The sequence below is a fragment of the Paenarthrobacter sp. NPDC089675 genome (assembly GCF_044749185.1).
Taxonomy (GTDB): domain Bacteria; phylum Actinomycetota; class Actinomycetes; order Actinomycetales; family Micrococcaceae; genus Arthrobacter.
In genome coordinates this window covers 92,597-115,037 of record NZ_JBIVHM010000003.1, presented here as the reverse complement: position 1 = coordinate 115,037, position 22,441 = coordinate 92,597, and the positions used below count along the sequence as shown (strand labels likewise).

Below are 22,441 nucleotides of genomic sequence, written 5' to 3'. Positions count from 1 at the left end.
GCTGACGAATGGCACGCACAACAGGCCCCACAACGGGGCTTAAAGCACGACGGCGGCCCGCCACCATTCGTGTTGAAAGGTGACGGGCCGCCGTCGTAAGTCAGCTGTGGTGACTAAAGTGCGGAGTAGACCTCGCGCAGCAGCGTAGCGGTCTCGGACGGCGTCTTGCCGACCTTCACGCCTGCAGCCTCGAGGGCTTCCTTCTTGGCCTGTGCGGTGCCGGCGGAACCGGAGACGATGGCGCCTGCGTGGCCCATGGTCTTGCCTTCAGGAGCGGTGAAGCCTGCCACGTAGCCGACAACCGGCTTGGTGACGTTGGCCTTGATGAAGTCGGCTGCGCGCTCTTCAGCGTCGCCACCGATCTCACCGATCATGACGATTGCCTTGGTCTCCGGGTCGGCTTCGAACGCAGCCAGGGCGTCGATGTGCGTGGTGCCGATGATCGGGTCGCCACCGATGCCGATCGCGGTGGAGAAACCGAGGTCGCGGAGTTCGTACATCATCTGGTAGGTCAAGGTACCGGACTTGGAAACCAGGCCGATGGGGCCCTTGCCCGTGATGTTTGCCGGGGTGATGCCAACCAGGGCCTCGCCCGGGGTGATGATGCCGGGGCAGTTCGGGCCGATGATGCGGGTGATCTGCTTGCCGTCAGCGTCCACCTTGGACTGGGCCAGTGCCCAGAACTCGGCGGAGTCCTGAACCGGAACACCTTCGGTGATGACCACAACGAGGCCGATTTCGGCTTCGATGGCTTCGACGACGGCATCCTTGGTGAATGCCGGCGGAACGAAGACGATGGAGACGTCTGCGCCGGTTTCAGCGATGGCTTCCTTGACGGTGCCGAAGACGTTGATTTCCTTGTCGCCGTGCAGGACCGTGGTGCCGGCCTTGCGGGCGTTCACGCCACCAACAATGTTGGTGCCGGCCTTGAGCATCAGGGCAGTGTGCTTGGTGCCTTCGCCGCCGGTGATGCCCTGAACGATGACCTTGGAGTCTTTGTTGAGGTAGATAGACATTCTCGCGTCCCTTTACTTAGCTGCGTTGGCGAGCTCGGCGGCCTTGTCGGCGCCCTCGTCCATGGTGGCGGCCAGGGTAACCAGCGGGTGGTTGGCCTCGGTCAGGATGCGGCGGCCTTCCTCGACGTTGTTGCCGTCGAGGCGAACTACCAGCGGCTTGTTCGCGGAGGAACCCAGCTCGGCGAGTGCACCCACGATGCCCTTCGCCACAGCGTCACAAGCGGTGATGCCGCCGAAGACGTTGACGAAGACGCTCTTGACCTGCTCGTCACCCAGGATGACGTCCAGACCGTTGGCCATGACCTCTGCGGAAGCTCCACCGCCGATGTCCAGGAAGTTGGCGGGCTTCACGTTGCCGTGGTTCTCGCCTGCGTAGGCAACGACGTCGAGGGTGGACATCACAAGACCGGCGCCATTGCCGATGATGCCAACTTCGCCGTCCAGCTTGACGTAGTTGAGGTCCTGCGCCTTTGCCTTGGCCTCAAGCGGGTCAGCTGCATCCTTGTCTTCCAGCTCACCGTGGTGAACGTGGCGGAAATCAGCGTTCTCGTCCAGGGAAACCTTGCCGTCGAGGGCAACGATGTCACCGGCGCCGGTACGGACCAGCGGGTTGACCTCAACCAGGGTGGCGTCTTCCTTCTTGAAGACGTCCCAGAGCTTCAGAATGACGTCGGCGACTTTGCCGCGCAGTTCTTCAGCGAAGCCTGCGGCTTCAACGATTTCGTCGGCCTTGGCCTGGTCGATGCCCACTGCGGGGTCGATGGCGATCTTGGCCAGGGCCTCGGGGCGCTCAACAGCCAGCTGCTCGATCTCCATGCCGCCTTCAACCGAGCACATGGCCAGGTAGTTGCGGTTCGCACGGTCGAGGAGGACCGAGAAGTAGAATTCTTCGGCGATGTCAGCACCCTGGGCGATCATCACCTTGTTGACGGTGTGGCCCTTGATGTCCATGCCCAGGATGTTGGTTGCGTGCTCAAGCGCCTCGTCGGCCGACTTGGCAACCTTGACGCCGCCGGCCTTGCCGCGGCCACCGACCTTAACCTGTGCCTTTACGACAGTAACGCCACCGATCTTCTCAGCAGCTGCCTTCGCTTCTTCAGGAGTGTGCGCCACGATGCCGGCGAGCACGGGTACACCGTGCGCTTCGAACATATCGCGCGCCTGATATTCAAACAGGTCCACGGTTTAGTGTCCTTCTACGTCGAAGTAGTTTCTGTCCAGCCGGAACCGCGATGACCGCGAAGCCAGCTGCGGAAAGTACGCGGTCAACAACCAGGGTTCATGCCCGGTCACATTGCGTAAGGTCCTCTCGGAACTTTAGCCCTTTGAGGAGTCCCGCCACTCCCACACTACCGGTTAAGTGAGTAAGCTTACACTTCTATCGGACGTAGAAAAACCGCGTGATAACGGGGTTTTTGGGCTCCTGCCGGTTGCCTGCAGGCCCTACGACAACTCCTTCAGGTTCCCGCGGACTGCCTTGCCGCCGTCGGAAATCAACTGGTATCCCTCGCGGCTGACGAAGAACGCAACGCCACCTGAGATGTTTCCGCAGGCAACGCCGTTGTTATATGCCGAACACCGCAAGCCGTTACGCTCGATGTTCTGGCCATCGGCCAGCTCACGAAGCTTGGAAATGGGCCCGTTCCGGCTCCCCTTCGGCCCGAATTCAGACTCCATTTGTGTTACGCCCGAACGACACGATCCGTACACCGCCTTGTCCGGTGACAACAGCACCGTTCCGCCCAGGTAGCCCAGGCCCGTTCCCGCGCAGTCATCCGCAATGTCCTCGCCCTGGGGTTTGCTGTAAGCAGCGAGTTCGCAGTGCACCACCGGGACCACGGCGAACTTGTTGTTGGCCGAGTCCGAGTAGGCATTGAGCTCATAAGGAAGGTTGATGTGACCGCCCTTGGAGGATGTCATGGCGCACACGATGTTGCGGTCGGCCGTCACGAATGCGGTGACGTTATCACCTGCGGCGAGGGCGGTCTGCTCCGTGACGGGCACCTGCTTCAGTTGCTCCAGCGGCGGCAGGGGAGGCGGCGGAACATAATTGGGGTCCTTGGTGGAAAAGGAACAGGACGTGCTTGCCACCAGGATCAAAGCGGCAAGAATCCCCAACACAGTCCGTCGCATGGCACCAATTATGCCGTGGCGATTCAGGCGCTCTTTCCTCGCATCCGGCCTCGGCGCGTTGCTGCCGCAAGAATGGTCCCGATTGCCAGGAGCCCGGCGGAGGCCCAAAGGATACCGTGGAGGCTTCCGGCCCGCAGCCCCGTCGCGGCCAGTTCAGCGTCCGACGTCGACTGCGCCGCACCCGCGGGGAGCACCTCTGCCGGAGGTGCCTCGCCCGCTGCCGGGGGTTGCGCTGCGGGCGGCTGTTCCGCGGCCGGTGGCCGGGTTTCGAGGACGGTGATGGTGGTCCAGAAGATCTCGCGCTCAATGAGGCCAGCGTCGCGGAATTTCACGTAGACGCTGAAGGTTCCAGCCCTGGTCGGCGTGCCCATGAGGACTCCGTTGCCGTCAATGAGGAGCCCGTCCGGACCGGGGTCGTGCCATGTCAAGCTGCCGGCCATGTGCTGCGGCGTTCCCCACCACATCTGGTACGGGCCCACTCCACCGCTGACGGAAGCGATCCTTGCCGAGTAGGGCTCGCCCAGGACTGCCGGGGGCACAACGTAACCCACTGCGTACGGTGCACTGGCCCGAACCGTAATCCGGAAAGTGGCCTCCGTGGAACTGTATTGGTCGCTTGCCCGGACCGTGAAGGCATAGCTTCCAGGAGTGGTGGGGATTCCGGACACGGTTTTTTCGTCAAACACCAGTCCGGGCGGAAGGTCTCCGGATACGCGTTCCAGCGTGTAGGGCAAGGACCCCGGAGTGTATACCCGGAATTCGGATTCGTAGTCCAGGCCGACGATTGCATCCTGGAATTCCCCGGTGTAGCTCGCAACAGAGATTACGGGAGGCTGGTAGTCCCAGATGGTGACGCTGACACCTCTAGTGACTACCTGCTGCGGTGAGGAAGAGTCCTTGACCGTAACGGTCGACTCGGCGAAGCCCGCAGTTGTGGGGGTCCCCACAAACCTCAAGTTTGCTTCATCAAACGTTAGTCCCGGCGGCACGTTCGTTGCCGTTGCCGTGTAGGGCCCGCTTCCGCCGGTGATGACCAACGGAGCGTCAAAGGGCTTTCCAACGTATCCCGAGTCCACGTACCCCTGCACCGCGAGAGGGTCGGCGTCCGCTGCAGGAGTCTGATCCGGCCCCGGTGGCACAACCACAGCCTGCGATGGCGTGGGCGAAGCGGCGGGTTCTGTTGGTTGGGGTGTCGGCACAGGGTCGACCACCGCAGGTCCAGGCTGCGTCACCGCCCCGGCACTGGGTGAAGGCGTCACCGCCCCGGCACTGGGTGAAGGCGTCTCCGCATCTGCGATTCCCGGAGGGGCAGACTGGATTGCAAGGGCACCGGCCAAGGCCGCGGCCAGGACCATCCCCCGGAATTTGCCGGCCAAGCTACGTTCCCCAGGCATGGTGCCCATGCGCGCGTCCTCCCCCACAAGAATGCAAACCACTAGCGGAGCGCCCTGCCGGCTCGTGCCGGGCCGAAGGCGCAACGCCCGGCCAGTCTAAGTCCCTGTAAGGTCCCTGACAATAGGCTGGAAAGGTGCCACCTCAGGCATCAAGTTTTGTGAGCGGCGCGTAACGCAAGAGCAGGCGCTTCTCGCCGACGTCAAACTTCACCTTGGCCACCGTCTTGTCTCCGGCGCCCTCGACGCCGAGCACCACGCCGTTGCCGAAACTCGTGTGGTTGACCTTGTCCCCCACCGCCACCGAGATGACTTCCTTCTGCGGCTGCACCCTGGTGCGGGCGACGACGGCGGGAACGTCGGCGTCGAACCCTGCGGTTGGGCTGGCGGCGACTCCGCGGGAGGTTCCTGCGCCCCAGAACGATCCGCCGTACCGGTTGGACCCGATGGGCGCACCGCCCCATCCCCCGGCTTGGCGGCTCATGCCTTCACGCTTCCAGTCGATGAGCTCCGACGGGATTTCCTCAAGGAACTGGCTGGCCGGGTTGTACTGGCTCTGGCCCCACATGCTGCGAACCTCGGAGCGGGTGACGTAAAGACGCTTGCGGGCACGCGTCAGGCCCACGTAGGCAAGGCGGCGTTCTTCCGCCAGTTCCTTTGGATCCGTAGCGGAGCGTTGGTGCGGGAAAATGCCGTGCTCCATGCCGGTCAGGAAGACGACCGGGAACTCCAGGCCTTTCGCCGTGTGGAGCGTCATGAGCGTGACGACGCCGAGGCGCTTGGCTTCGGCAACGGCGGCATCGATGTCCGCCCCGGGAGCGTCGGGAATCTGATCGGCGTCGGCCACCAGGGAGACCTGCTCCAGGAACTCCCCCAGTGAGCCCTCGGGGTTATCGCGTTCGTACTCCCGGACAACGGCCACGAGTTCGGCGAGGTTCTCCACACGGGATTCGTCCTGGGGGTCATTGCTGGCGCGGAGGCCGGCGAGGTAGCCCGTCTGTTCGAGGACGGCTTCCAGCGCCGCCGACGCCCCGGAGCCGGAAGCAACCTCGGCGAGGTCGTCCAGCAGTTTCACGAATCCCAGCACGGCATTCACCGAGCGGGTGGCCATGCCGGGAGCTTGCTCGGCCCGGCGCGCGGCGTCCATGAAGGAGGTCCTGTCCCGTTCGGCCAGGGCTGCAATGGCACCCTCGGCCCGGTCACCGATTCCGCGCTTGGGTTCGTTCAAAACGCGACGAAGGTTGACGTCGTCGTCCGGGTTTACCAAGACGCGGAGGTAGGCCAGGGCGTCTTTGATTTCCTTGCGTTCGTAGAACCTTGTGCCACCCACAACCTTGTACGGCAGGCCTACCCGGACCAGCACGTCTTCAATGGAGCGTGACTGGGCGTTGGTCCGGTAGAAGATGGCGACATCCCCGGGACGCAGCCCTTCCTCGTCCTGCAGCCGGTCGATTTCCTTGGCAATGAACTGGGCTTCGTCGTGCTCGTTCTCGCCGACGTAGCCGACGATCTTCTCGCCATCGCCTTCAGCCGTCCACAACCGCTTTTCCTGCCGGTTGGGGTTCCGGGAGATCACCGAGTTTGCTGCGCTGAGGATGTTCTGGGTGGAGCGGTAGTTCTGCTCCAGCTTGATGGTCCTGGCGTTCGGGTAGTCGTGCTCGAACTCAACAATGTTGCGGATATCCGCGCCGCGGAAGGCGTAGATCGATTGGTCGGAATCGCCAACTACGGTGAGCTCGCTGGGCTGCACCTCCGTGTCCGTGCCGAGGCCCACGATTTCGCGGACCAAGGCGTACTGGGCGTGGTTGGTGTCCTGGTATTCGTCCACCAGGACATGCCTGAACCGCCGGCGGTACGACTCTGCGAGCGCTGGGAAAGCCCTGAACATATAGACGGTCTGGGCGATGAGGTCGTCAAAGTCCATGGCGTTGGCCTGGCGCAAGCGCTGGGTGTAGCCCTTGAAGACCTCGGCGACGGCTGTTTCAAAGGGATCGTTGTAATTCGCTGAGGACGCGAACGAATCGTCGTCAACCAACTCGTTCTTGAGCGCGGAAATCTTGTGCTGGATGGACTTGGGCGGGAACTTCTTCGGATCCAGGTCCAGGTTCTTGGCCACCAGGGTGATGAGGCGCAAGGAGTCCGCGGAGTCGTAGATGGAGAAGTTGGAGTTCAACCCAACGTTGGCTGCCTCGCGCCGAAGGATGCGGACGCAGGAGGAGTGGAAGGTGGAGATCCACATGGCCTTGGCTCGGCCGCCAACCAGCGCCTCGATACGTTCCCGCATCTCGGCGGCGGCTTTGTTGGTGAAGGTGATGGCCAGGATTTCGCCGTGGTGCGCCCGTTTGGTGGCGATCAGGTACGCGATCCGGTTACTCAGCACGCGGGTCTTGCCCGAACCGGCTCCCGCAACAATGAGCAGTGGGCTCCCGGAGTGCTTGACGGCTTCTTCCTGTTGCGGGTTCAACCCCTGGAGCAAGGCCTCGGCCGATGGCAGTCCGTGCGAATCCGAATGCCCCCAGCCCCCGGAACCCGGACTGCTGCTACCCTCCTCCTGACGGGCGCGACCGGAGCCGCCACCGGCGTGCGAAAGCTCAGGCGCAGCCTTGACTGCGGCCCGCGGGCCGGCGTTGAAGGGTCCGTCTGCGTAGGGGTCAAACAACATATCCATGGTGCCTACCAGTCTAGGCGGTGGGTCTGACACTCCTTCGCAGGGCCCCGGAACTTACAACGGGACTGCCGGGAAATCAGGCGAACTGCGGAACCGAGGTGAGCGCCGTGCTCAACTCCCGGACCGCCGTCGTGCCTCCTGCGACGAACCAGTTAAGCCCGTTGACCTGTACGACGGCGGTGTCCCCGCCGGCAGCCCGCACGATCGCCTTGCCGGGAAGCCAGTCCCACTCCGGGCAGCTGTGCTGGAACCAGCAGCCGAGTTCGCCGTCGGCGACGCGTCCGAGGTCGCAGGACCCGGAGCCGAACATCCGCAGGGACGCTGCCGTGATCGCCGCAGCGTGCCAGGGCATGGCTGTCCGCGGATCAGCAAGCCAGGTCGGGTGGATGTAGGTGGCGGCACACAGTTGGCCCACGGCGGCGTCTCCGGAGCCGGCAATTCGCTCCCCGTTCAAGGTTGCGGGGCGTTCTTCTCCGCCGAGCCACAGCTTGTCCGTTTCCGGCTGGTAAATGGCACCCAGCACGACGTCGGGATCCACCACGGGGTTTCCACCCCGATCCCGGTCATCCCGCTTCAAGGCGATCGCCGAACACCAGTAAGTGGAACCATGCAGGAAGTTATATGTACCGTCCACGGGGTCTATGACCCAGGTCCGGCCACTGGTTCCCGCGAAGGAAGCACCCTCTTCACCAAGGATTCCGTCCTCGGGGCGGCAGCGGCGCAGTTGTTCCAGGACGTACGCCTCAGCGGCGCGGTCGGCGGCTGTAACCACATCGGACACCGATGTCTTCCGTTCGCCCTGCAACCCGCCCATCCGCATGAGCAACGCCAGTTGTCCTGCCTCCCGCACCAGGGCGCCGGCCAGCTGGTAGTCGTCGAGTGATGGGTCCAGTTCAGTTGCGGTGTGCCTGCCGATGGTCATGGGTCCAGCTTATGTGGCGGGATAATGAATCACATGGCCAAGACCCCAGCGCAGCGCATGAAGAAGCACGGAGCCAGAGCGGTGGTTCCCGATAACCAGCTGCCGCCCGTGATCAATCCGACAACACAGCGGACGCCGCAGAAGGCGCAGGGCAACTCCAGGCTGATTGTCATCGCGGGCGTCGTGGCCAGTGTGTTCCTCTTTTGGTACCTGCATCTCCTGGCACTGAACCAAATGACCCAGCTTTCCGGCGGACTCGCCATGCCCGACTCCCTGATCGGCGGATTCTCGCAGGACTACATCGTCCAATTGCGTTCAGCCATGGACAGCGACGCTCTGGGCCAGTTGAACTACGTCCACAAAACGGCAGGCACACTGTTTCCCCTGATTTTCGGGTTCAGCTGGCTGTTGCTGATCGGTACCAACGTGGCCCGCAAGTCGTGGCGCTGGGCCATGTGGGCGGCTCCCCTGCTCTTTGCCGTTGCGCACTTGTGGTCAAACGTCGCCATCGATTCGGTACTGGCTTCAGAGGCGCCCGACGCCGGTTCGGTCGCCGTGGCCTCGGCCGTGACCGTTGCGTCGTGGATGCTTTTCCTGGTGAGCCTTTTGTGCGGCGTGGTGGCTGTGTTCCTGGGACGGAAAGGTACTGACGGCAAGGGCTCCGGCGCTAGGAACGCTGCCGCAAAGTCCTGACTGCTTTCCGCTGCCTGGTAACCCGGTTGGCCACTATCAGCCCCACCAGGGACAGCCCCAGGATGATGGGGTAGGCCATGGTCCTTTCGATGGCGCCCGCTTCATCGACCCTGAGCCGGGCCGCAAGGACATAGATGGTGGTCCCCAAGGAGACAACGCCAAACAGCAGGACCATCCAGGACATCTGCGTATGGCCCCGCCAAACCAAGCCCAAAACCACCAAGGCAAGGGGCCCCGCGATGAAGTAGAGCCCGGCTCCTGTGAGGTGCAGCGCCAACTCCGTGTCTTCGGGAACCAGGCCCACCATGGCCTGTCCGATCCCCGCGATGAGGATCAGCACCCGCACGATTCCTGCCGCCACCCATGGAAAAGCTTCCGCGGACCTCGTGGCCATGCCGGGCCGGATCCCCCGCCGGCCGGGCTCAGCAGCGACGGACAAGACGGCGGAACTGACCAGCACCGCCCCCAGGATCATGGCGACACCCTGGAGGACGAACGAGGCGTTCATCAGCCAATTCAGGGGTGAACACACGTCGTAGCCGTTGAAGGGCCCACAATGCGCAGCACCGAGATCGCTGATGACATGTTCCCGGCGGTCATAGGAAGGGCTTCCACGCCAGGCGGCCATCGCCACGGCTTCCACCACGAAGTAGTGGATCAGCGTGATTGCAGCCCAACCCCCAACAAGCTCACGTCGCCCTGCGAGATCAGGCAAAAGCCCGCGGTCCCCGCCACGCGGACCAGCCGCCGTCGTCATAGCGCCAGAATAAACCCGCACCGGAGGCGACGCAGCCCCTCCCGTCTATGCGGCGCGGGAACGCCGTTCGCGGTGCACGCGCCCGGCTATCACCAGACCGGCAGCGGCCAGCCCGATCGTCACGGGATAGCCCATGAGCCTTTCCAGCAAACCGGGTTCGGGCACGTCCATGCGGGTCACGCCACCGGCCACAAGCGCAGCGATGCACACCACTCCGCACGCGGCGAGGAACCAACTGACGGGTGTCTGCCGGAACCAGAGGAAGCCAAGGACCAGCAGCGCAAACCCGCCGCCGATGAAGAACATCAGCGCCCCGGCAAAATGCCAGGGCGAGCCGTAATCCTCCGGGACAAGGCCCACAATGACCGTTCCAACGCCTGAAATCCCCGTCAGTATCCGGATGGCGACGGCCGAGACCCAGTGTTTGGCCGGGCGGGAAGTGCCTGGCCCGGGATGGAACCGCCGCGCCGCCACGCCCGGCCTGGCCGCCACGCACAGCAGGCCTGCGGTCAGGAACAAGGCCCCAAAAACCAGCGCAAGCCCCTGCACCACGAACGAAGCGTTCATCAGCACGTGCAAAGGTGAACAGACGGCCCGGTCCTCGTAGATTCCGCAGGAAACAGCACCAAGGTCGCTGATGTAGCCCGTGGTCCTGCTGTACGGTTCGGGTCCGGCCCACGCATCAATCACGGCAGCCTCGGCCACGAAGTACTGCACCACGCTCAACTGCGCCCACCCGCCGATTGCGGCACGGACGCTGCGGACGTTGGGAAGGAACGTCGCCGCCGATGCCGGTACTGTCGCGTGACTCATATCCGCCAGCCTAACTGTGTTCGGGCATGCCCCCGCCAGCTTGTATGCTTATAGTCGTGTTCGGGCCGGAGGCTCCCGCGAGGGACCCTGTTGGCAACAAAACACACGCCCTCGTAGCTCAGTGGATAGAGCACGGCTCTCCTAAAGCCGGTGTCGTTGGTTCGATTCCAATCGAGGGCACTTGAATGACCAGCAGCCACGGATGGATTTGCGGGCCTACCTGGCCGGCGATTGGACCGTGGAGCGGACCCTCCTCGATCGCGCCACCGGCACCCGCGGAACCTTTACCGGCGTCGTGCGCTACGCGAAGAACCCCGACGGCGGCCTGGACTACCGCGAAGACGGGACCATGCACTGGCCGACCCACTCGGGGCCTGCCTTCCGCGAATACGTCCTCAAGCCCGGCGCCACGGAGGAAAGCATGGACGTGTTCTTTCCGGACGGCCGGCCGTTCCACGTCATGAGCTTCGCCGGGGACGCCAACCAGGACAAGCACTGGTGCGATCCCGACGATTACTACGTCAAATACTCCTGGCAGGGACCGGACGGGTTCAGCTTCACGTGGGATGTCCACGGGCCCGCGAAGGACCTGCTGCTCGAATCCCGCTTGAAGAGGCAACAATGAACGTGATCGTGGTCAGCGCAGTCTGCATCTACAACCCCGACGGCCGGCTCCTGACGGTGCGCAAGCGTGGCACGGACAAGTTCATGCACCCCGGCGGCAAGCCGGAGGTCGGCGAAACCGCTGCAGAAGCGGCGTCCCGGGAGCTCCTCGAGGAAGTCGGCATCGCCGTTGCTCCTGAAGACCTGGAGCTCATGGGGGTTTGGCATGCTGTCGCGGCCAATGAGGCGGAAACCACCATCGAGGCAACGGTTTTCACTGCACCCGGAACATGGGAGGCGCACCCTTCAGCGGAGATCGCCGAGATCAGGTGGCTTGACCTCCGTGCGCCCCTGCCCCGGGACTTGGCTCCGCTGCTGACGGACCACGTGCTCCCGGCCCTCGCCCTACCCAAGTAGGGGACAGATCGCGGCCTTGCGAGGGTCCGGTAGAGCGGGATCTGTCCCCCAGTTGGGTCAGAGTTCCGGGACCGCTTCGCGCGCCACCGCAGTGGCTTCGGCAAACTGTGTCCGGTACAGCTCCGCGTAGCGTCCCTCCGCCTCAAGCAGTTCCGTATGGGTGCCACGCTCCACGATCCGGCCGTCCTCGACCACCAGGATCGCATCGGCTGCACGGATAGTGGACAGGCGGTGGGCAATGACGACGGCGGTGCGCCCCTCAAGTGCCTCGCCCAGAGCCGCCTGGACGGCGGCTTCGTTGGTGGAGTCCAGTGCGGCTGTCGCCTCGTCAAGGATCACGACGCGCGGTTGCTTGATAAGCAGCCGGGCGATGGTCAGCCGTTGGCGTTCACCACCGGAAAGCCGGTACCCGCGCTCCCCCACCACGGTCTCCAGGCCATCGGGCAGGGACCGGATCATGGGTTCCAGGCGGGCCCTGCGCAGGACCTCCCACATTTCCTCTTCCGTGGCGTCAGGCCGGGCCAAGCGCAGGTTCGACGCAATGGTTTCGTGGAAGAGGTGGCCGTCCTGGGTGACCATGCCCAAGGTATCGCGGACCGAATCGAATCGCAGCTCGCGGACATCCACGCCTGTACCGGCGCCGTGGCCGCCCAAGCGCACCGCACCGGAGTCGACGTCGTAAAGCCTGGACAGCAACTGGGCCACGGTGGACTTGCCCGCACCCGAGGAGCCCACCAAGGCCACGGTCTGGCCGGGCTCGACGCGGAAGCTGACGCCGTGCAGGACTTCCTCCCCGCCCCGGGTGTCCAAGGTGGCCACATCCTCCAGCGAAGCCAGGGACACCTTGTCCGCCGAGGGGTAGGAGAAACGGACGTTATCGAATTCAACGGCGACGGGACCGGCCGGAACGGACACTGCGTCCGGCTTTTCGGTGATGAGCGGTTTCAGGTCCAGGATCTCGAACACGCGCTCAAAACTGACCAGCGCGCTCATCACCTCCACCCGGGCGTTCGAGAGGGCCGTCAAGGGCGCGTAGAGGCGGGTCAGGAGGAGTGCCAGGACCACTACATCCCCGGGAGCCAGCTGGCCACCGATGGCCAACCAGCCGCCGAGCCCGTAGACCAAGGCCAAAGCCAATGCGGAAACCAGGGTCAAAGCCGTGACGAAGGTGAACTGCAGCATGGCCGTGCGGATCCCGATGTCGCGGACACGTCCCGCCCGGGCCGCGAACTCCCGCGATTCCTCATCCGGCCTGCCGAAGAGCTTCACGAGCGTGGCGCCGGGTGCCGAGAACCGCTCGGTCATCTGCGTTCCCATGGCGGCGTTGTGGGCCGCGGCTTCGCGTCTCAAGTCGGCCAGCTTGGATCCCATCCGCCGTGCCGGGATCAGGAAGATCGGGAGGAGCACCATGGCCAGCACAGTCACCAGCCAGGAGGTGTTAAGCATGACGGCCAGGGTAAGGGCCAGTGCAACCACGTTGCTGACCACTCCGGACAGCGTGCCCGCAAAGGCCGACTGCGCTCCGATCACGTCGTTGTTGAGGCGGCTCACCAGCGCCCCGGTGCGCGTACGGGTGAAGAAGGCAATGGGCATCCGCTGAACATGGTCGAAGACCCGGGTTCGGAGGTCCACGATGACCCCTTCCCCAATGGTTGAGGACAACCACCGGGTCAGCAGCCCAACTCCCGCCTCGCCCACGGCCACAAGTGCGATCAGGACCGCGAGCCAGATGATCGTTCCCGCTCCGGCCTTGCCGATGATGGCATCAACAACCTGCCCCGCCAGCACCGGCGTGGCCACGGCAAGGACGGCGCCCGCAATCGAGGCGATGACGAATGCGATCAGCTTGCCCTTGTGGGGGGCGGCAAATCCAAGGACCCGTTTCAGCGTTTCCTTGGAGAACGGCTGGGAGCCGCTTTGGGCCCGCGTCAGCTTGTAGAGCGAGCTCCAGGCCACTCCATCCATGCTCATGGTTACTTCTCCTGGCCGGGAAGGTGGTGCAGCTCCTGGACACGGCCGTTTTCCAGGTGCCAGCGTGAATCAAGCCGGACGTTTTCCAGCAGCCTGCGATCGTGCGTGACCAGGAGAAGGGCGCCTTCGTAGCTCTCCAGTGCTTCTTCCAGTTGCTCGATCGCGGGCAGGTCGAGGTGGTTGGTGGGTTCATCCAGCACCAGCAGGTTTACCCCGCGGGCCTGCAGGAGCGCCAGCGCGGCGCGGGTCCGTTCGCCCGGGGACAACGAATCGACAGTCCTCGAGGTGTGGTCCGCCTTGAGGCCGAACTTGGCAAGGAGCGTCCGGACGTCCGCGCTGTTCCAATCCACCAGCACGGCTTCGACGGCCTCGGCAAGCTGCTTGCCGCCGTCGAGCAGTCCGCGGGCCTGGTCCACTTCGCCAACGGCCACGGACGCACCCATGGAAGCATCGCCGTCGTCCGGTTGTTGTGTCCCCAACAGGAGGCGCAGGAGGGTGGACTTGCCGGCCCCGTTCGGACCCGTGATGCCGATCCGTTCCCCGCCGTTCAGTTGCAGGTTGACAGGCCCCAGCGTGAAGTCGCCCTGCCGCACGACGGCGTCACGCAGGGTAGCGACGACGGCACTGGAGCGGGGTGCCTGGCCGATGCTGAACTGCAGTTGCCACTCCTTGCGGGGTTCCTCCACCTCAGTGAGCCGTGCGATGCGCGATTCCATTTGGCGGACCTTTTGCGCCTGCTTCTCGGAGGACTCCGTACTGGCGGCCCGACGGATCTTGTCGTTGTCCGGATTCTTCTTCATGGCATTCCGGACGCCTTGGGAGCTCCATTCCCGTTGCGTTCGCGCACGCGCCACAAGGTCTGCCTTAGTGGACGCGTATTCCTCGTAGCGTTCCCGGGCGTGGCGCTTGGCCACGGACCTCTCCTCGAGGAAGGACTCATAGCCGCCGTCGTACACGGCCACGGAGTTCTGCGCCAGGTCCAGTTCCACCACGGTAGTGACACAGCGGGCCAGGAACTCGCGATCGTGGGACACCAGGACCACGCCGCCGCGGAGCCCCTGTACGAATGCTTCCAGGCTGGCGAGCCCGTCCAGGTCCAGGTCGTTGGTGGGTTCGTCCAAAAGAACGACGTCGAACCGGCTCAGCAGGAGGGCTGCGAGCGCAACGCGGGCCGCTTGGCCGCCGGAGAGCCCCGTCATCAGGGCTTCAGCGCCCAATTCCAAGCCAAGATCAGCGAGCACCGCAGGGATTCGCTCTTCGAGGTCGGCGGCACCGGAAGCCATCCAACGGTCGAAAGCCACGGAGTAGGCGTCATCCGCCCCTGGTGCCCCGGAGCCGAGGGCCTCCGCCGTGGCCTCCATCTCTGCCGTTGCCTGGGCGCAACCCGTCCGGCGCGCGATGTACGCCGCTATGGTTTCGCCCTCGGTCCGCTCATGCTCCTGCGGCAACCAGCCAACGAACGCATCGGACGGGGCAAGGTTGACGCTTCCCTCCTGCGGCTGGTCCACCCCGGCGAGGATGCGCAGGAGTGTCGATTTGCCCGCTCCGTTCGCACCCACTACTCCGACGACGTCGCCGGGTGCCACCGTGAGGGAGAGCTTGGAAAAGAGTGTGCGGTGACCGTGGCCACCCGCAAGATCCTTGGCCACCAAGGTTGCAGTCATTCTTAAAGTCCTCTCGCAGCCCGCGCGTTTCCAGCAGGCATGGAAAAACCCGCCGGTCCGGACTTGGGGGGTGTACGGACCAGCGGGTTCAAGAATCAAGCATAATTCAATGTGGCGTCCGCGTAAAATCGTTTTGTACTCCCACTTACGGCAAAACTTTTCAGCGATGCCGCGACCGCCCGTCTGAGATACCAGAAAGCCCTCCATGCCCTTACCGTCCAAGGCGTTCCAGCGCTGGCTGCATGGCGTTGCGCCCCATGCCAGCACTGCGGACGTCTGCAGGGTTTCCGGCATCAAGCGGACAACGCTGGCCCAACAGTTGGTGCGGGGCAAGGTGGCGGAGTCCACGCTGGTGAGCATCAGCCGCGCGTACAACCTCAACCCGGTCGCGGAGCTGGCCACGTTCGATCTTTACGCGGACCTGCGCGGCGATCCGGTTCCTCCCACTCCTGCCGAGCTGGTGAGCCAGGTAGCCACCACCGATCTGCTCCGGGCGGTAGTTGAACGCAGCGAACCGGGACAGGCGCCCACTCCAAGCCTTTCGGATACGCCGCACCCAACCGCTGTGCGCAACTGGGTGGAAGCGATCGACGACGGCGAATTGCGGCACCGCGTCAGCGAAACCACCGGGATTGCACCACAAAACTTCTCGGCGCACCTGACTGCCAACCGACTGCCTCCGGAATTGGCCATCGCCACCTCGCGGGCTGCCGGCGTCGGGCCCGCGGGAGGCCTCGTGGCCGGAGGCCTGATCACGGAGGCGGAGGCCGGCTGGGCGCCGAACGGCCGCCAGGAGGCGCTCAACCGGATGACCCTTGGCGAGCTGGTAACCCTGGCCGGAGAACGACTCCAGGCCCTCGGCAAGTCCCTGCGCCGGCAGGAACAAGACCACGAACGAACTGAACGAATTTGGGAGAACCTCGGATGACGGCTGTCCTGCCCTGGGCCACGCTGGTTATTTGCCTTGCCATCACCTTGGCGCGCGTCCCCAGCGCGCTGCGCGGTGAGAACCGTGTGGTGTTCTATATCTTCGCGCTCATCACCATGGACATCCTGCTCAGCATCGAGGCTCCCTACCTGGCCATCGATGCGGTCCTGGGCGGCATGAACATCACCAACCTGATCCTGCGCTTTCTCCTTTACGGCACGTTCCTGCTCATGGGCGTCAAGATCGCCACAGGTTTCGATTCAAAATCGGCTGTCCGCGCGATCCGCGGCCCCTGGGGTTTGACCGTGCTGGCGATCACCGCGGCCTTGACTGCGTTCTTCTTTTTCATCACTGATACCAGGGGTTCCACTGTGGGCATGTCCGGCCTGACGTGGGGTCCGTCGATGGATGCCTACGCTGCTCTGGGACGGTTCTACCCGGGGTTCGTCTCCGCCTGCCTCCTGCCCGCAATCTGGCGGACCATGACGGGGCGCTTCCCCGCACTGCTCCGGGCAGCCTCGGCCCTCCTCCTGGTTGGACTAACGCTGTTGCTGGTGTCCCAACTCTTCCCACTGATCCCGCCGGTCCACTTTTGGCTGAGGTCGTTGATCAACTACTCAGCGGTCCTCGCTACGTCCATCGGACTGGCCGGAATCTGGTTTTCCAAGGCCTACGCCCGGCGGAAAGCACGTCGTACGGCGTAAGACTTTCACAAAAGCATTAGATCGTGGCACAATCATGAATGTGTGAATGAGGCTTGCAGCCTGACACCGGAATCAGAGAACGGGTTTCCGGCGGATGTGGCGCCCTCAGGATCACAATTGGGGGGATGAGTGGTGGCGGGCTGTTGGGGACCGCCCCCACTCAGCCTTTTTAAGCGTCCTTTTGCGGTGTTGCCGGAACCGGCAGCCCGGCGTTGTCCGGGGCCGTGGCTAAGATGGCTCCATGACCAGTCTCCGTACCCGCCGTTCCGTCCTGGCAGCAACCCTGGCCTCCGTGGCCCTGGCACTTTCCGCATGTGGCGGCGGAGGTTCCTCCCCGGCACAGTCCGGTGGCGATACGTCCTTGTCCGACGTGAAGTCCAAGGGTGAGCTCATCGTCGCCACCGAGGGCACCTACCGTCCCTTCAGCTTCCACGCCGACGGTGCAGGCGAACTGACCGGTTACGACGTCGAGATCGCCAAGGCAGTGGCTGAAAAGCTCGGCGTGAAGGCAAAGTTCCAGGAGACCCAGTTCGATGGCATCTTCGCCGGACTCGACGCCAAGCGGTTCGACACCATCGCCAACCAGATCTCCATCAATGAAGACCGCAAGGCCAAGTACGATTTCTCCACCCCATACACCGTCTCCACGGGCGTCGTGGTGACCAAGTCGGACAACTCGGGCATCAACAGCTTCGCCGACCTCAAGGGCAAGACCACTGCGCAGTCGCTGACGAGCAACTTCTACAAGATGGCAGTGGAAGCGGGGGCCAACGTCCAGGCCGTCGAAGGCTGGGCCCAGGCAGCCACGCTGGTCCAGCAGGGGCGCGTGGATGCCACGGTCAACGACAAACTCACCTACTTGGACTACGCCAAGACCACTCCCAACTCGGGACTGAAGGTGGCCGCCGAAGCCCCTGACAAGACGGAGAGCGCCTTCGTGTTCCGCAAGGGCTCCAGTGAACTGGCTAATGCCGTGAGCAAGGCCCTGGCCGATCTCAAGTCGGACGGGACGCTGGCAAAGATCTCGGACAAGTACTTCGGCGCGGACGTCACCAAATAAATGAACTGGGACCTCGTCTGGAGTTCCTTCGGGCCGATCGTCACCGGTGCCGTGACCGGAACCATTCCGCTCACGTTGATATCTTTCGCCTTCGGGCTGGTCCTTGCCCTGCTGGTGGCGTTGATGCGGTTGAGCCCCAACATCGTGCTCTCGGGAATCGGCCGTTTCTACGTCTCGGTGATCCGCGGTACGCCGTTGCTGGTGCAGCTGTTCGTGATCTTCTACGGCCTGCCCAGCATCGGCGTGAAGCTTGATCCGTGGCCCAGTGCCGTCATCGCGTTCTCATTGAACGTTGGCGGCTATGCGGCGGAAATCATCCGTGCTGCGATCCTTTCCGTGCCTAAGGGACAGTGGGAAGCCGGCCACACCATCGGCATGTCCGGCAGCCAGGCCCTGGTCCGCATCATCCTCCCCCAGGCGGCGCGGGTGTCTGTTCCGCCGTTGTCCAATACCTTCATTTCCCTGGTCAAGGACACCTCGCTTGCGTCCCTGATCCTGGTCACCGAACTCTTCCGCAATGCCCAGCAGATCGCCGCATTCAGCCAGGAGTTCATGATCCTGTACCTGCAGGCAGCACTCGTCTATTGGATCATCTGCCTGGTCCTTTCCACCGCGCAGTCCGCGGTGGAAAGGAGATTGGACCGCTATGTCGCCCACTGATGCACCCTCACCAAACCAGGCCGGCGCCGCCACCGTCCTGAAGGCCGCCAACCTGGCCAAGGCATTCGGCAGCAATGTAGTCCTCCGCGATATCGACATCGAGATCCGCCGCGGGCAAGTGGTGGCCCTTATCGGGCCATCCGGTTCGGGAAAGACCACCGTGCTGCGCTCGCTCAACGGACTGGAAGTTCCCGACGCCGGTACGGTCACCTTCGGGGCCGACGGCGCGGAAAGTGGCCTGTCCATTGATTTCGGTACCAAGGTGGGCAAGAAAGAGATCGCCGCCCTGCGGGACCGCAGCGCCATGGTGTTCCAGCACTACAACCTGTTTCCACACATGACAGTGCTGAAGAACATCATTGAAGGCCCGGTCCAAGTCCAGAAGCGTCCGCGGGCGGAAGCCATTGCCGAGGCCGAAAAGCTGTTGGCCCGGGTCGGCCTTGCCGACAAGCGCGACGCCTATCCCTTCGAGCTGTCAGGCGGCCAGCAACAGCGCGTGGGGATCGTCCGGGCCTTGGCACTGAAGCCACAGCTCCTGCTCTTCGACGAGCCTACCTCCGCGCTGGACCCCGAGCTGGTGGGCGACGTCCTCGGCGTCATCAAGGAACTCGCAGAAGAAGGCTGGACCATGGTGATCGTCACCCACGAACTCGCCTTCGCGCAGCATGTGGCAGACGAAGTGATCTTCATGGACGGCGGCGTGGTGGTGGAACGGGGTCTTGCCTCGGAGGTGCTGCGGGCGCCAAGGCAGGAACGTACAAAGCTCTTCGTCAAGCGGCTTCAGCACGATCTCTGAGCCTACGGCTGCAAGAACCATCGAGGGTCCCGCACTTCCGTGCGGGACCCTCGGCCGTTCAGCGTGCGAAGCGCAGAGTCACCAACTGGAACGGGCGCAGGAGCAACTCGCCGGCACCGCTGGAGCAGTCAACTCCCGGTGCCTCAAGCGGCCGTTCAAGCAGGTCCGTCGCGACGACGCCGGAAGAGGCAAAGTTGGCCAGCACCGTAGCCTTGGACCGCTGTCCGAGGGACTCGTAGAGGCGCACTATGACGTCCCCGCTTCCGTCCTCGGCCAGCTTCACCGCTTCCACCACAACGGCGGGGTTGGACACAGCCACCAGCGGCTCAACGGGCTGGTTGCCGAGCACGTAGCGCGGCGCCAGGTTGGTCCGGTAGCCCTCTTCCACGGCGTCGGCAATCCCGGCCCCGGGACGGATGGTGACCTCAAGGGTGTGTTCGCCACGGTCCGCTTCAGGATCCGGGAAGCGCGCGGAGCGCAGCAGCGAGGTGCGGACCGTCGTCGTGGTCCCTCCGTCGGCGCGGACCGCGCGGGTGACGTCGTGGCCATAGCTTGAGGAGTTGCTGACCGCCACCCCGTATCCCGGTTCCGCCACGTGGATCCAGCGGTGGGCGCAAATCTCGAACTTGGCCGCATCCCAGGAGGTGTTGGTGTGGGTTGGCCTGGAAACATGCCCGAACTGTGTCTCCGAAGACGAATGATCGGCGCGTACATCCAACGGGAAGGCGATCTTCAGCATCTTCTCGCGTTCCTGCCAGTCAACGGCGGTGGAAATGCCGAGTGACTCGGCACCGGCGTCGAGCGTGATCCGCTGCGTGATGGCAGAGGCCCCCACCGAACGCTCAACCACCACGACGGCGCCCGTCGCGGTTGTTTCGACGGCGATGGCTTCCGCCGTTGTCAGCGGGGCCACGTTACGCCGGTAGAACTCCTCAATGTCCCAAGCGTCCCATTCGTTCGGGATATCCCTGAACAGTTCCAGCAGGTTGCCGGACTGGCCCGGAGCGATCGCATCCCTTCCACTGGCATGGTCCACCAGCGAGGTCAGCAGGCCGTTGCTGTCCAGGACAGCCCGGATGATGCCGTTGTCCAGTACGTACCCACCATCCTGCTCCGTCACGTCCACCGGGGTTTCGGGCCGGGTGGCCTCGGCAACGGCGAGCGCGGAGACTCCATGGCGTTTATGCGGCGCGGCGTTCAGGAGGAACCGCGTGTGGCCGCTACCCACCAGTGCCTGCGCCGCTGAAGCGATGATGGCTTCAAGGTCGCGGGCGATCGCCGCGTAGTTTCGTTCGGCGTCCTGGTGCACCCAAGCGATGGAACTGCCGGGCAGGATGTCATGGAACTGCTGCAGCAGGACCAGTTGCCAGAGCCGCTTGAGCTCCGCGGCCGGATATTCAAAGCCCACACGGACAGCGGCCGTGGAGCACCAGAGCTCCGCTTCCCTGAGGAGGTGCTCGCTGCGTCGGTTGCCACGTTTGGTCCTGGCTTGGCTGGTGTACGTACCCCGGTGCATCTCCAGGTACATCTCCCCCACCCACACCGGCAATTGGGGGTACTCCGCCTCGGCCTTGAGGAAGAACTCCTTGGCTGTGCCCAAACGTACCTTCGGTGATCCTTCGAGGTTGGCCGTGCGGTGCGCGGCGGCCAGCATCTCCCGCGTGGGTCCGCCACCGCCGTCGCCATAACCGAACGGAACCAGCGACATGGTACCCCGGCCGTGGTCCCGGTAATTGCGCTCGGCGTGGGCCAGTTCCCGTGCGTGCAGTTCGGCGTTGTAGGTATCCACCGGCGGGAAGTGCGTAAACAGCCGGGTCCCGTCGATCCCTTCCCAGGAGAAGGTGTGGTGCGGCATGCGGTTCACCTTGTTCCAGGAGATTTTCTGGGTCAGGAACCAGCGGGAGCCTGCCGACTTAACGATCTGGGGCAGGGCACCGGAGTACCCGAACGAGTCGGGCAACCAGGCTTCCTCGCATTCGATATCGAATTCCTTGAGGAAGAAGCTCTTGCCTTCCACGAACTGCCGGGCCATGGCTTCGCCGCCGGGCATATTGGTGTCCGATTCCACCCACATGCCGCCCACCGGCACAAATTGGCCGGCCTTGACCTTTTCCCGGATGCGGACAAAGAGTTCCGGGAAGAATTCCTTGATCCACGTAAGTTGCTGCGCGGAGGAGCAAGAGAAAACAAAGTCCGGGTCTTCGTCCATCAACGCCACCACGTTGGAGAATGTCCGGGCACACTTGCGGATGGTCTCGCGGACGGGCCACAGCCAAGCCGAATCGATGTGGGCATGCCCCGTGGCGAGGAGCTCGTGTGCCGAGGCGTACGCGGGGCGGCCAAGCACCTCGGCGAGGGCTTCCCGGCCGGCCGCGGCGGTGCCCGCGACGTCGTCCGGGTCCATGATGTCCAGCATCCGTTCCAAGGCCCGGAGGATCTCATGGCGGCGGGGCAGTTCCGTGGGCAGTTCATGCATGAGGCCGCTGAGGGTCCAAACGTCCTGGTTCAATTCCCAGACGGTCTCGTTCAGCTCGGCAATCGCTATCCGCCCCAAGCGATAACGGGGTTCGTCACCCGCCGTGGCCTTGTCCCCCAAAGGCGTGGGCGCGAAGGACCAGCCTTGGGCGACGTCGGGGTTGGCTGCGGCCTCAACGTAGAAGTCCACGGACAATCCGCCGCCGAGGAGCTTCAACGGCACGTGGTAGTTGCGCGGCGAAATGGCCTTGATAATGCTGCCGTCGGCACGCCAGGCCGTTCCCTCACACTGGAAACCGGGGACATCGCTGTTGAACCCCAGATCCACGATGATCTCCACGGTGGTGTCTTCCGAGCTTCCCCAGCCCTCCGGGACTTCGCCTTGGAGCCGGAGCCATTTGGTGCTCCAGGCCTTGCCCCATGCTGCGCCGGGTTCCTGCGGCGTGAAGAGCTGCCGCATGGCTTCGGCTGCCGGCACAGGTTCGCCTGGGGCTTCCCAGCTGCTGAGCCCCAGCGGAACGGACCTGCCGTAGACAGCCGGAAGAAGGCGTTCCCGGACAAAGCGGTCGAGACGCTGTTCAGTGATCCGGCGGTCGTCGTGCAACTAATTCCCCTTTTGGCGTGGGCTGGCGGCGGAAGATCCAGGCTCGGACCAAGCGTTTTACGGCGGCGGCGGTCCGACGTACTTCGATTCCAATCGATGGATAAAATCTACGTTGTTCCGTCCTAATAACCAAGTGATCCGGCGCTCTCCAGCGGCCTTCCGGAAC

The 22,441-nt window shown here is 64.0% G+C and carries 19 protein-coding genes and 1 tRNA gene; 9 read left to right on the top strand and 11 right to left on the bottom strand.

Annotated features, from left to right (window positions below):
• Window positions 1-113 precede the first annotated feature (113 nt).
• From sucD to ACIPY2_RS08135, 6 genes are all read right to left on the bottom strand, one after another.
• Window positions 114-1,016, bottom strand: coding sequence for a succinate--CoA ligase subunit alpha (sucD, locus tag ACIPY2_RS08160; protein WP_400265872.1), 903 nt, complete (start codon window positions 1,014-1,016; stop codon window positions 114-116).
• A 12-nt stretch (window positions 1,017-1,028) separates the two neighbouring features.
• A complete protein-coding gene (sucC, locus tag ACIPY2_RS08155) occupies window positions 1,029-2,198 on the bottom strand; it encodes an ADP-forming succinate--CoA ligase subunit beta (RefSeq protein WP_400265871.1) in 1,170 nt (389 codons plus the stop codon).
• Window positions 2,199-2,459: 261 nt separating this feature from the next.
• Complete coding sequence (locus tag ACIPY2_RS08150; RefSeq protein ID WP_400265870.1) at window positions 2,460-3,149, bottom strand: hypothetical protein; 690 nt, start codon at window positions 3,147-3,149, stop codon at window positions 2,460-2,462.
• Between the two features lie 23 nt (window positions 3,150-3,172).
• Window positions 3,173-4,552: a putative Ig domain-containing protein gene (locus tag ACIPY2_RS08145; protein ID WP_400265869.1), complete on the bottom strand. Its 1,380-nt coding sequence runs from the start codon at window positions 4,550-4,552 to the stop codon at window positions 3,173-3,175.
• A 133-nt stretch (window positions 4,553-4,685) separates the two neighbouring features.
• Window positions 4,686-7,208, bottom strand: a complete 2,523-nt coding sequence (gene pcrA / locus ACIPY2_RS08140) for a DNA helicase PcrA (RefSeq protein ID WP_400265868.1) — start codon at window positions 7,206-7,208, stop codon at window positions 4,686-4,688.
• Window positions 7,209-7,284: 76 nt separating this feature from the next.
• On the bottom strand, window positions 7,285-8,130 hold the full coding sequence (locus ACIPY2_RS08135) for an inositol monophosphatase family protein (RefSeq protein WP_400265867.1): 846 nt from the start codon (window positions 8,128-8,130) through the stop codon (window positions 7,285-7,287).
• Between the two features lie 33 nt (window positions 8,131-8,163).
• Between ACIPY2_RS08135 and ACIPY2_RS08130 the strand changes: the two genes are divergently transcribed.
• On the top strand, window positions 8,164-8,823 hold the full coding sequence (locus tag ACIPY2_RS08130) for a hypothetical protein (protein WP_400265866.1): 660 nt from the start codon (window positions 8,164-8,166) through the stop codon (window positions 8,821-8,823).
• On the opposite strand, the gene ACIPY2_RS08125 is transcribed toward ACIPY2_RS08130, so the two are convergent.
• Window positions 8,798-9,580 (bottom strand): DUF998 domain-containing protein, encoded by a 783-nt coding sequence (locus ACIPY2_RS08125; protein ID WP_400265865.1) that lies wholly within the window; start codon window positions 9,578-9,580, stop codon window positions 8,798-8,800. The two genes, ACIPY2_RS08130 and ACIPY2_RS08125, sit on opposite strands and share 26 nt — an antisense overlap.
• A gap of 45 nt (window positions 9,581-9,625) precedes the next feature.
• The gene (locus ACIPY2_RS08120) at window positions 9,626-10,393 is read right to left on the bottom strand and encodes a DUF998 domain-containing protein (RefSeq protein WP_400265864.1); all 768 of its coding nucleotides are present in this window, start codon (window positions 10,391-10,393) and stop codon (window positions 9,626-9,628) included.
• A gap of 107 nt (window positions 10,394-10,500) precedes the next feature.
• Here ACIPY2_RS08120 and ACIPY2_RS08115 point away from each other — a divergent pair.
• From ACIPY2_RS08115 to ACIPY2_RS08105, 3 genes are all read left to right on the top strand, one after another.
• Window positions 10,501-10,573 (top strand) — tRNA-Arg (locus ACIPY2_RS08115).
• Between the two features lies 1 nt (window position 10,574).
• A complete protein-coding gene (locus ACIPY2_RS08110; protein WP_400265863.1) occupies window positions 10,575-11,018 on the top strand; it encodes a DUF6314 family protein in 444 nt (147 codons plus the stop codon).
• The gene (locus tag ACIPY2_RS08105; protein ID WP_400265862.1) at window positions 11,015-11,413 is read left to right on the top strand and encodes an NUDIX domain-containing protein; all 399 of its coding nucleotides are present in this window, start codon (window positions 11,015-11,017) and stop codon (window positions 11,411-11,413) included. Before ACIPY2_RS08110 ends, ACIPY2_RS08105 begins: the two co-directional genes overlap by 4 nt.
• A 57-nt stretch (window positions 11,414-11,470) precedes the next feature.
• On the opposite strand, the gene ACIPY2_RS08100 is transcribed toward ACIPY2_RS08105, so the two are convergent.
• Window positions 11,471-13,384, bottom strand: a complete 1,914-nt coding sequence (locus tag ACIPY2_RS08100) for an ABC transporter ATP-binding protein (RefSeq protein ID WP_400265861.1) — start codon at window positions 13,382-13,384, stop codon at window positions 11,471-11,473.
• Window positions 13,385-13,386: 2 nt separating this feature from the next.
• Entirely contained in the window at window positions 13,387-15,048 is a 1,662-nt protein-coding gene (gene abc-f / locus ACIPY2_RS08095) for a ribosomal protection-like ABC-F family protein (protein WP_400265860.1), read from the bottom strand.
• A gap of 205 nt (window positions 15,049-15,253) precedes the next feature.
• Here abc-f and ACIPY2_RS08090 point away from each other — a divergent pair, with 205 nt between their 5' ends.
• The 5 genes from ACIPY2_RS08090 to ACIPY2_RS08070 all read left to right on the top strand — a co-directional run bounded on the left by ACIPY2_RS08090 (window position 15,254) and on the right by ACIPY2_RS08070 (window position 19,196).
• Window positions 15,254-15,976: a hypothetical protein gene (locus ACIPY2_RS08090; RefSeq protein ID WP_400265859.1), complete on the top strand. Its 723-nt coding sequence runs from the start codon at window positions 15,254-15,256 to the stop codon at window positions 15,974-15,976.
• Window positions 15,973-16,680, top strand: a complete 708-nt coding sequence (locus ACIPY2_RS08085; protein WP_400265858.1) for a hypothetical protein — start codon at window positions 15,973-15,975, stop codon at window positions 16,678-16,680. The genes ACIPY2_RS08090 and ACIPY2_RS08085 overlap by 4 nt, the downstream gene beginning before the upstream one ends.
• A gap of 241 nt (window positions 16,681-16,921) precedes the next feature.
• Window positions 16,922-17,740 (top strand): amino acid ABC transporter substrate-binding protein, encoded by an 819-nt coding sequence (locus tag ACIPY2_RS08080; protein ID WP_400265857.1) that lies wholly within the window; start codon window positions 16,922-16,924, stop codon window positions 17,738-17,740.
• The gene (locus ACIPY2_RS08075; RefSeq protein WP_400265856.1) at window positions 17,741-18,400 is read left to right on the top strand and encodes an amino acid ABC transporter permease; all 660 of its coding nucleotides are present in this window, start codon (window positions 17,741-17,743) and stop codon (window positions 18,398-18,400) included. It abuts the gene before it with no gap.
• Entirely contained in the window at window positions 18,387-19,196 is an 810-nt protein-coding gene (locus ACIPY2_RS08070) for an amino acid ABC transporter ATP-binding protein (protein ID WP_400265855.1), read from the top strand. The genes ACIPY2_RS08075 and ACIPY2_RS08070 overlap by 14 nt, the downstream gene beginning before the upstream one ends.
• A 58-nt stretch (window positions 19,197-19,254) precedes the next feature.
• Here the strand turns inward: ACIPY2_RS08070 and ACIPY2_RS08065 are convergent, their stop codons facing one another.
• Complete coding sequence (locus ACIPY2_RS08065; protein ID WP_400265854.1) at window positions 19,255-22,275, bottom strand: alpha-mannosidase; 3,021 nt, start codon at window positions 22,273-22,275, stop codon at window positions 19,255-19,257.
• Between the last annotated feature and the right edge of the window lie 166 nt (window positions 22,276-22,441).

What these genes read in the sequence shown, in the direction of transcription:
- sucD (WP_400265872.1), bottom strand. Translation starts at nt 1,016, where the DNA reads ATGTCTATCTACCTCAACAAAGACTCCAAGGTCATCGTTCAGGGCATC.
- ACIPY2_RS08150 (WP_400265870.1), bottom strand. Translation starts at nt 3,149, where the DNA reads ATGCGACGGACTGTGTTGGGGATTCTTGCCGCTTTGATCCTGGTGGCA.
- ACIPY2_RS08145 (WP_400265869.1), bottom strand. Translation starts at nt 4,552, where the DNA reads ATGGGCACCATGCCTGGGGAACGTAGCTTGGCCGGCAAATTCCGGGGG.
- pcrA (WP_400265868.1), bottom strand. Translation starts at nt 7,208, where the DNA reads ATGGATATGTTGTTTGACCCCTACGCAGACGGACCCTTCAACGCCGGC.
- ACIPY2_RS08135 (WP_400265867.1), bottom strand. Translation starts at nt 8,130, where the DNA reads ATGACCATCGGCAGGCACACCGCAACTGAACTGGACCCATCACTCGAC.
- ACIPY2_RS08130 (WP_400265866.1), top strand. Translation starts at nt 8,164, where the DNA reads ATGGCCAAGACCCCAGCGCAGCGCATGAAGAAGCACGGAGCCAGAGCG.
- ACIPY2_RS08125 (WP_400265865.1), bottom strand. Translation starts at nt 9,580, where the DNA reads ATGACGACGGCGGCTGGTCCGCGTGGCGGGGACCGCGGGCTTTTGCCT.
- ACIPY2_RS08120 (WP_400265864.1), bottom strand. Translation starts at nt 10,393, where the DNA reads ATGAGTCACGCGACAGTACCGGCATCGGCGGCGACGTTCCTTCCCAAC.
- ACIPY2_RS08105 (WP_400265862.1), top strand. Translation starts at nt 11,015, where the DNA reads ATGAACGTGATCGTGGTCAGCGCAGTCTGCATCTACAACCCCGACGGC.
- ACIPY2_RS08100 (WP_400265861.1), bottom strand. Translation starts at nt 13,384, where the DNA reads ATGAGCATGGATGGAGTGGCCTGGAGCTCGCTCTACAAGCTGACGCGG.
- abc-f (WP_400265860.1), bottom strand. Translation starts at nt 15,048, where the DNA reads ATGACTGCAACCTTGGTGGCCAAGGATCTTGCGGGTGGCCACGGTCAC.
- ACIPY2_RS08090 (WP_400265859.1), top strand. Translation starts at nt 15,254, where the DNA reads ATGCCCTTACCGTCCAAGGCGTTCCAGCGCTGGCTGCATGGCGTTGCG.
- ACIPY2_RS08085 (WP_400265858.1), top strand. Translation starts at nt 15,973, where the DNA reads ATGACGGCTGTCCTGCCCTGGGCCACGCTGGTTATTTGCCTTGCCATC.
- ACIPY2_RS08080 (WP_400265857.1), top strand. Translation starts at nt 16,922, where the DNA reads ATGACCAGTCTCCGTACCCGCCGTTCCGTCCTGGCAGCAACCCTGGCC.
- ACIPY2_RS08075 (WP_400265856.1), top strand. Translation starts at nt 17,741, where the DNA reads ATGAACTGGGACCTCGTCTGGAGTTCCTTCGGGCCGATCGTCACCGGT.
- ACIPY2_RS08070 (WP_400265855.1), top strand. Translation starts at nt 18,387, where the DNA reads ATGTCGCCCACTGATGCACCCTCACCAAACCAGGCCGGCGCCGCCACC.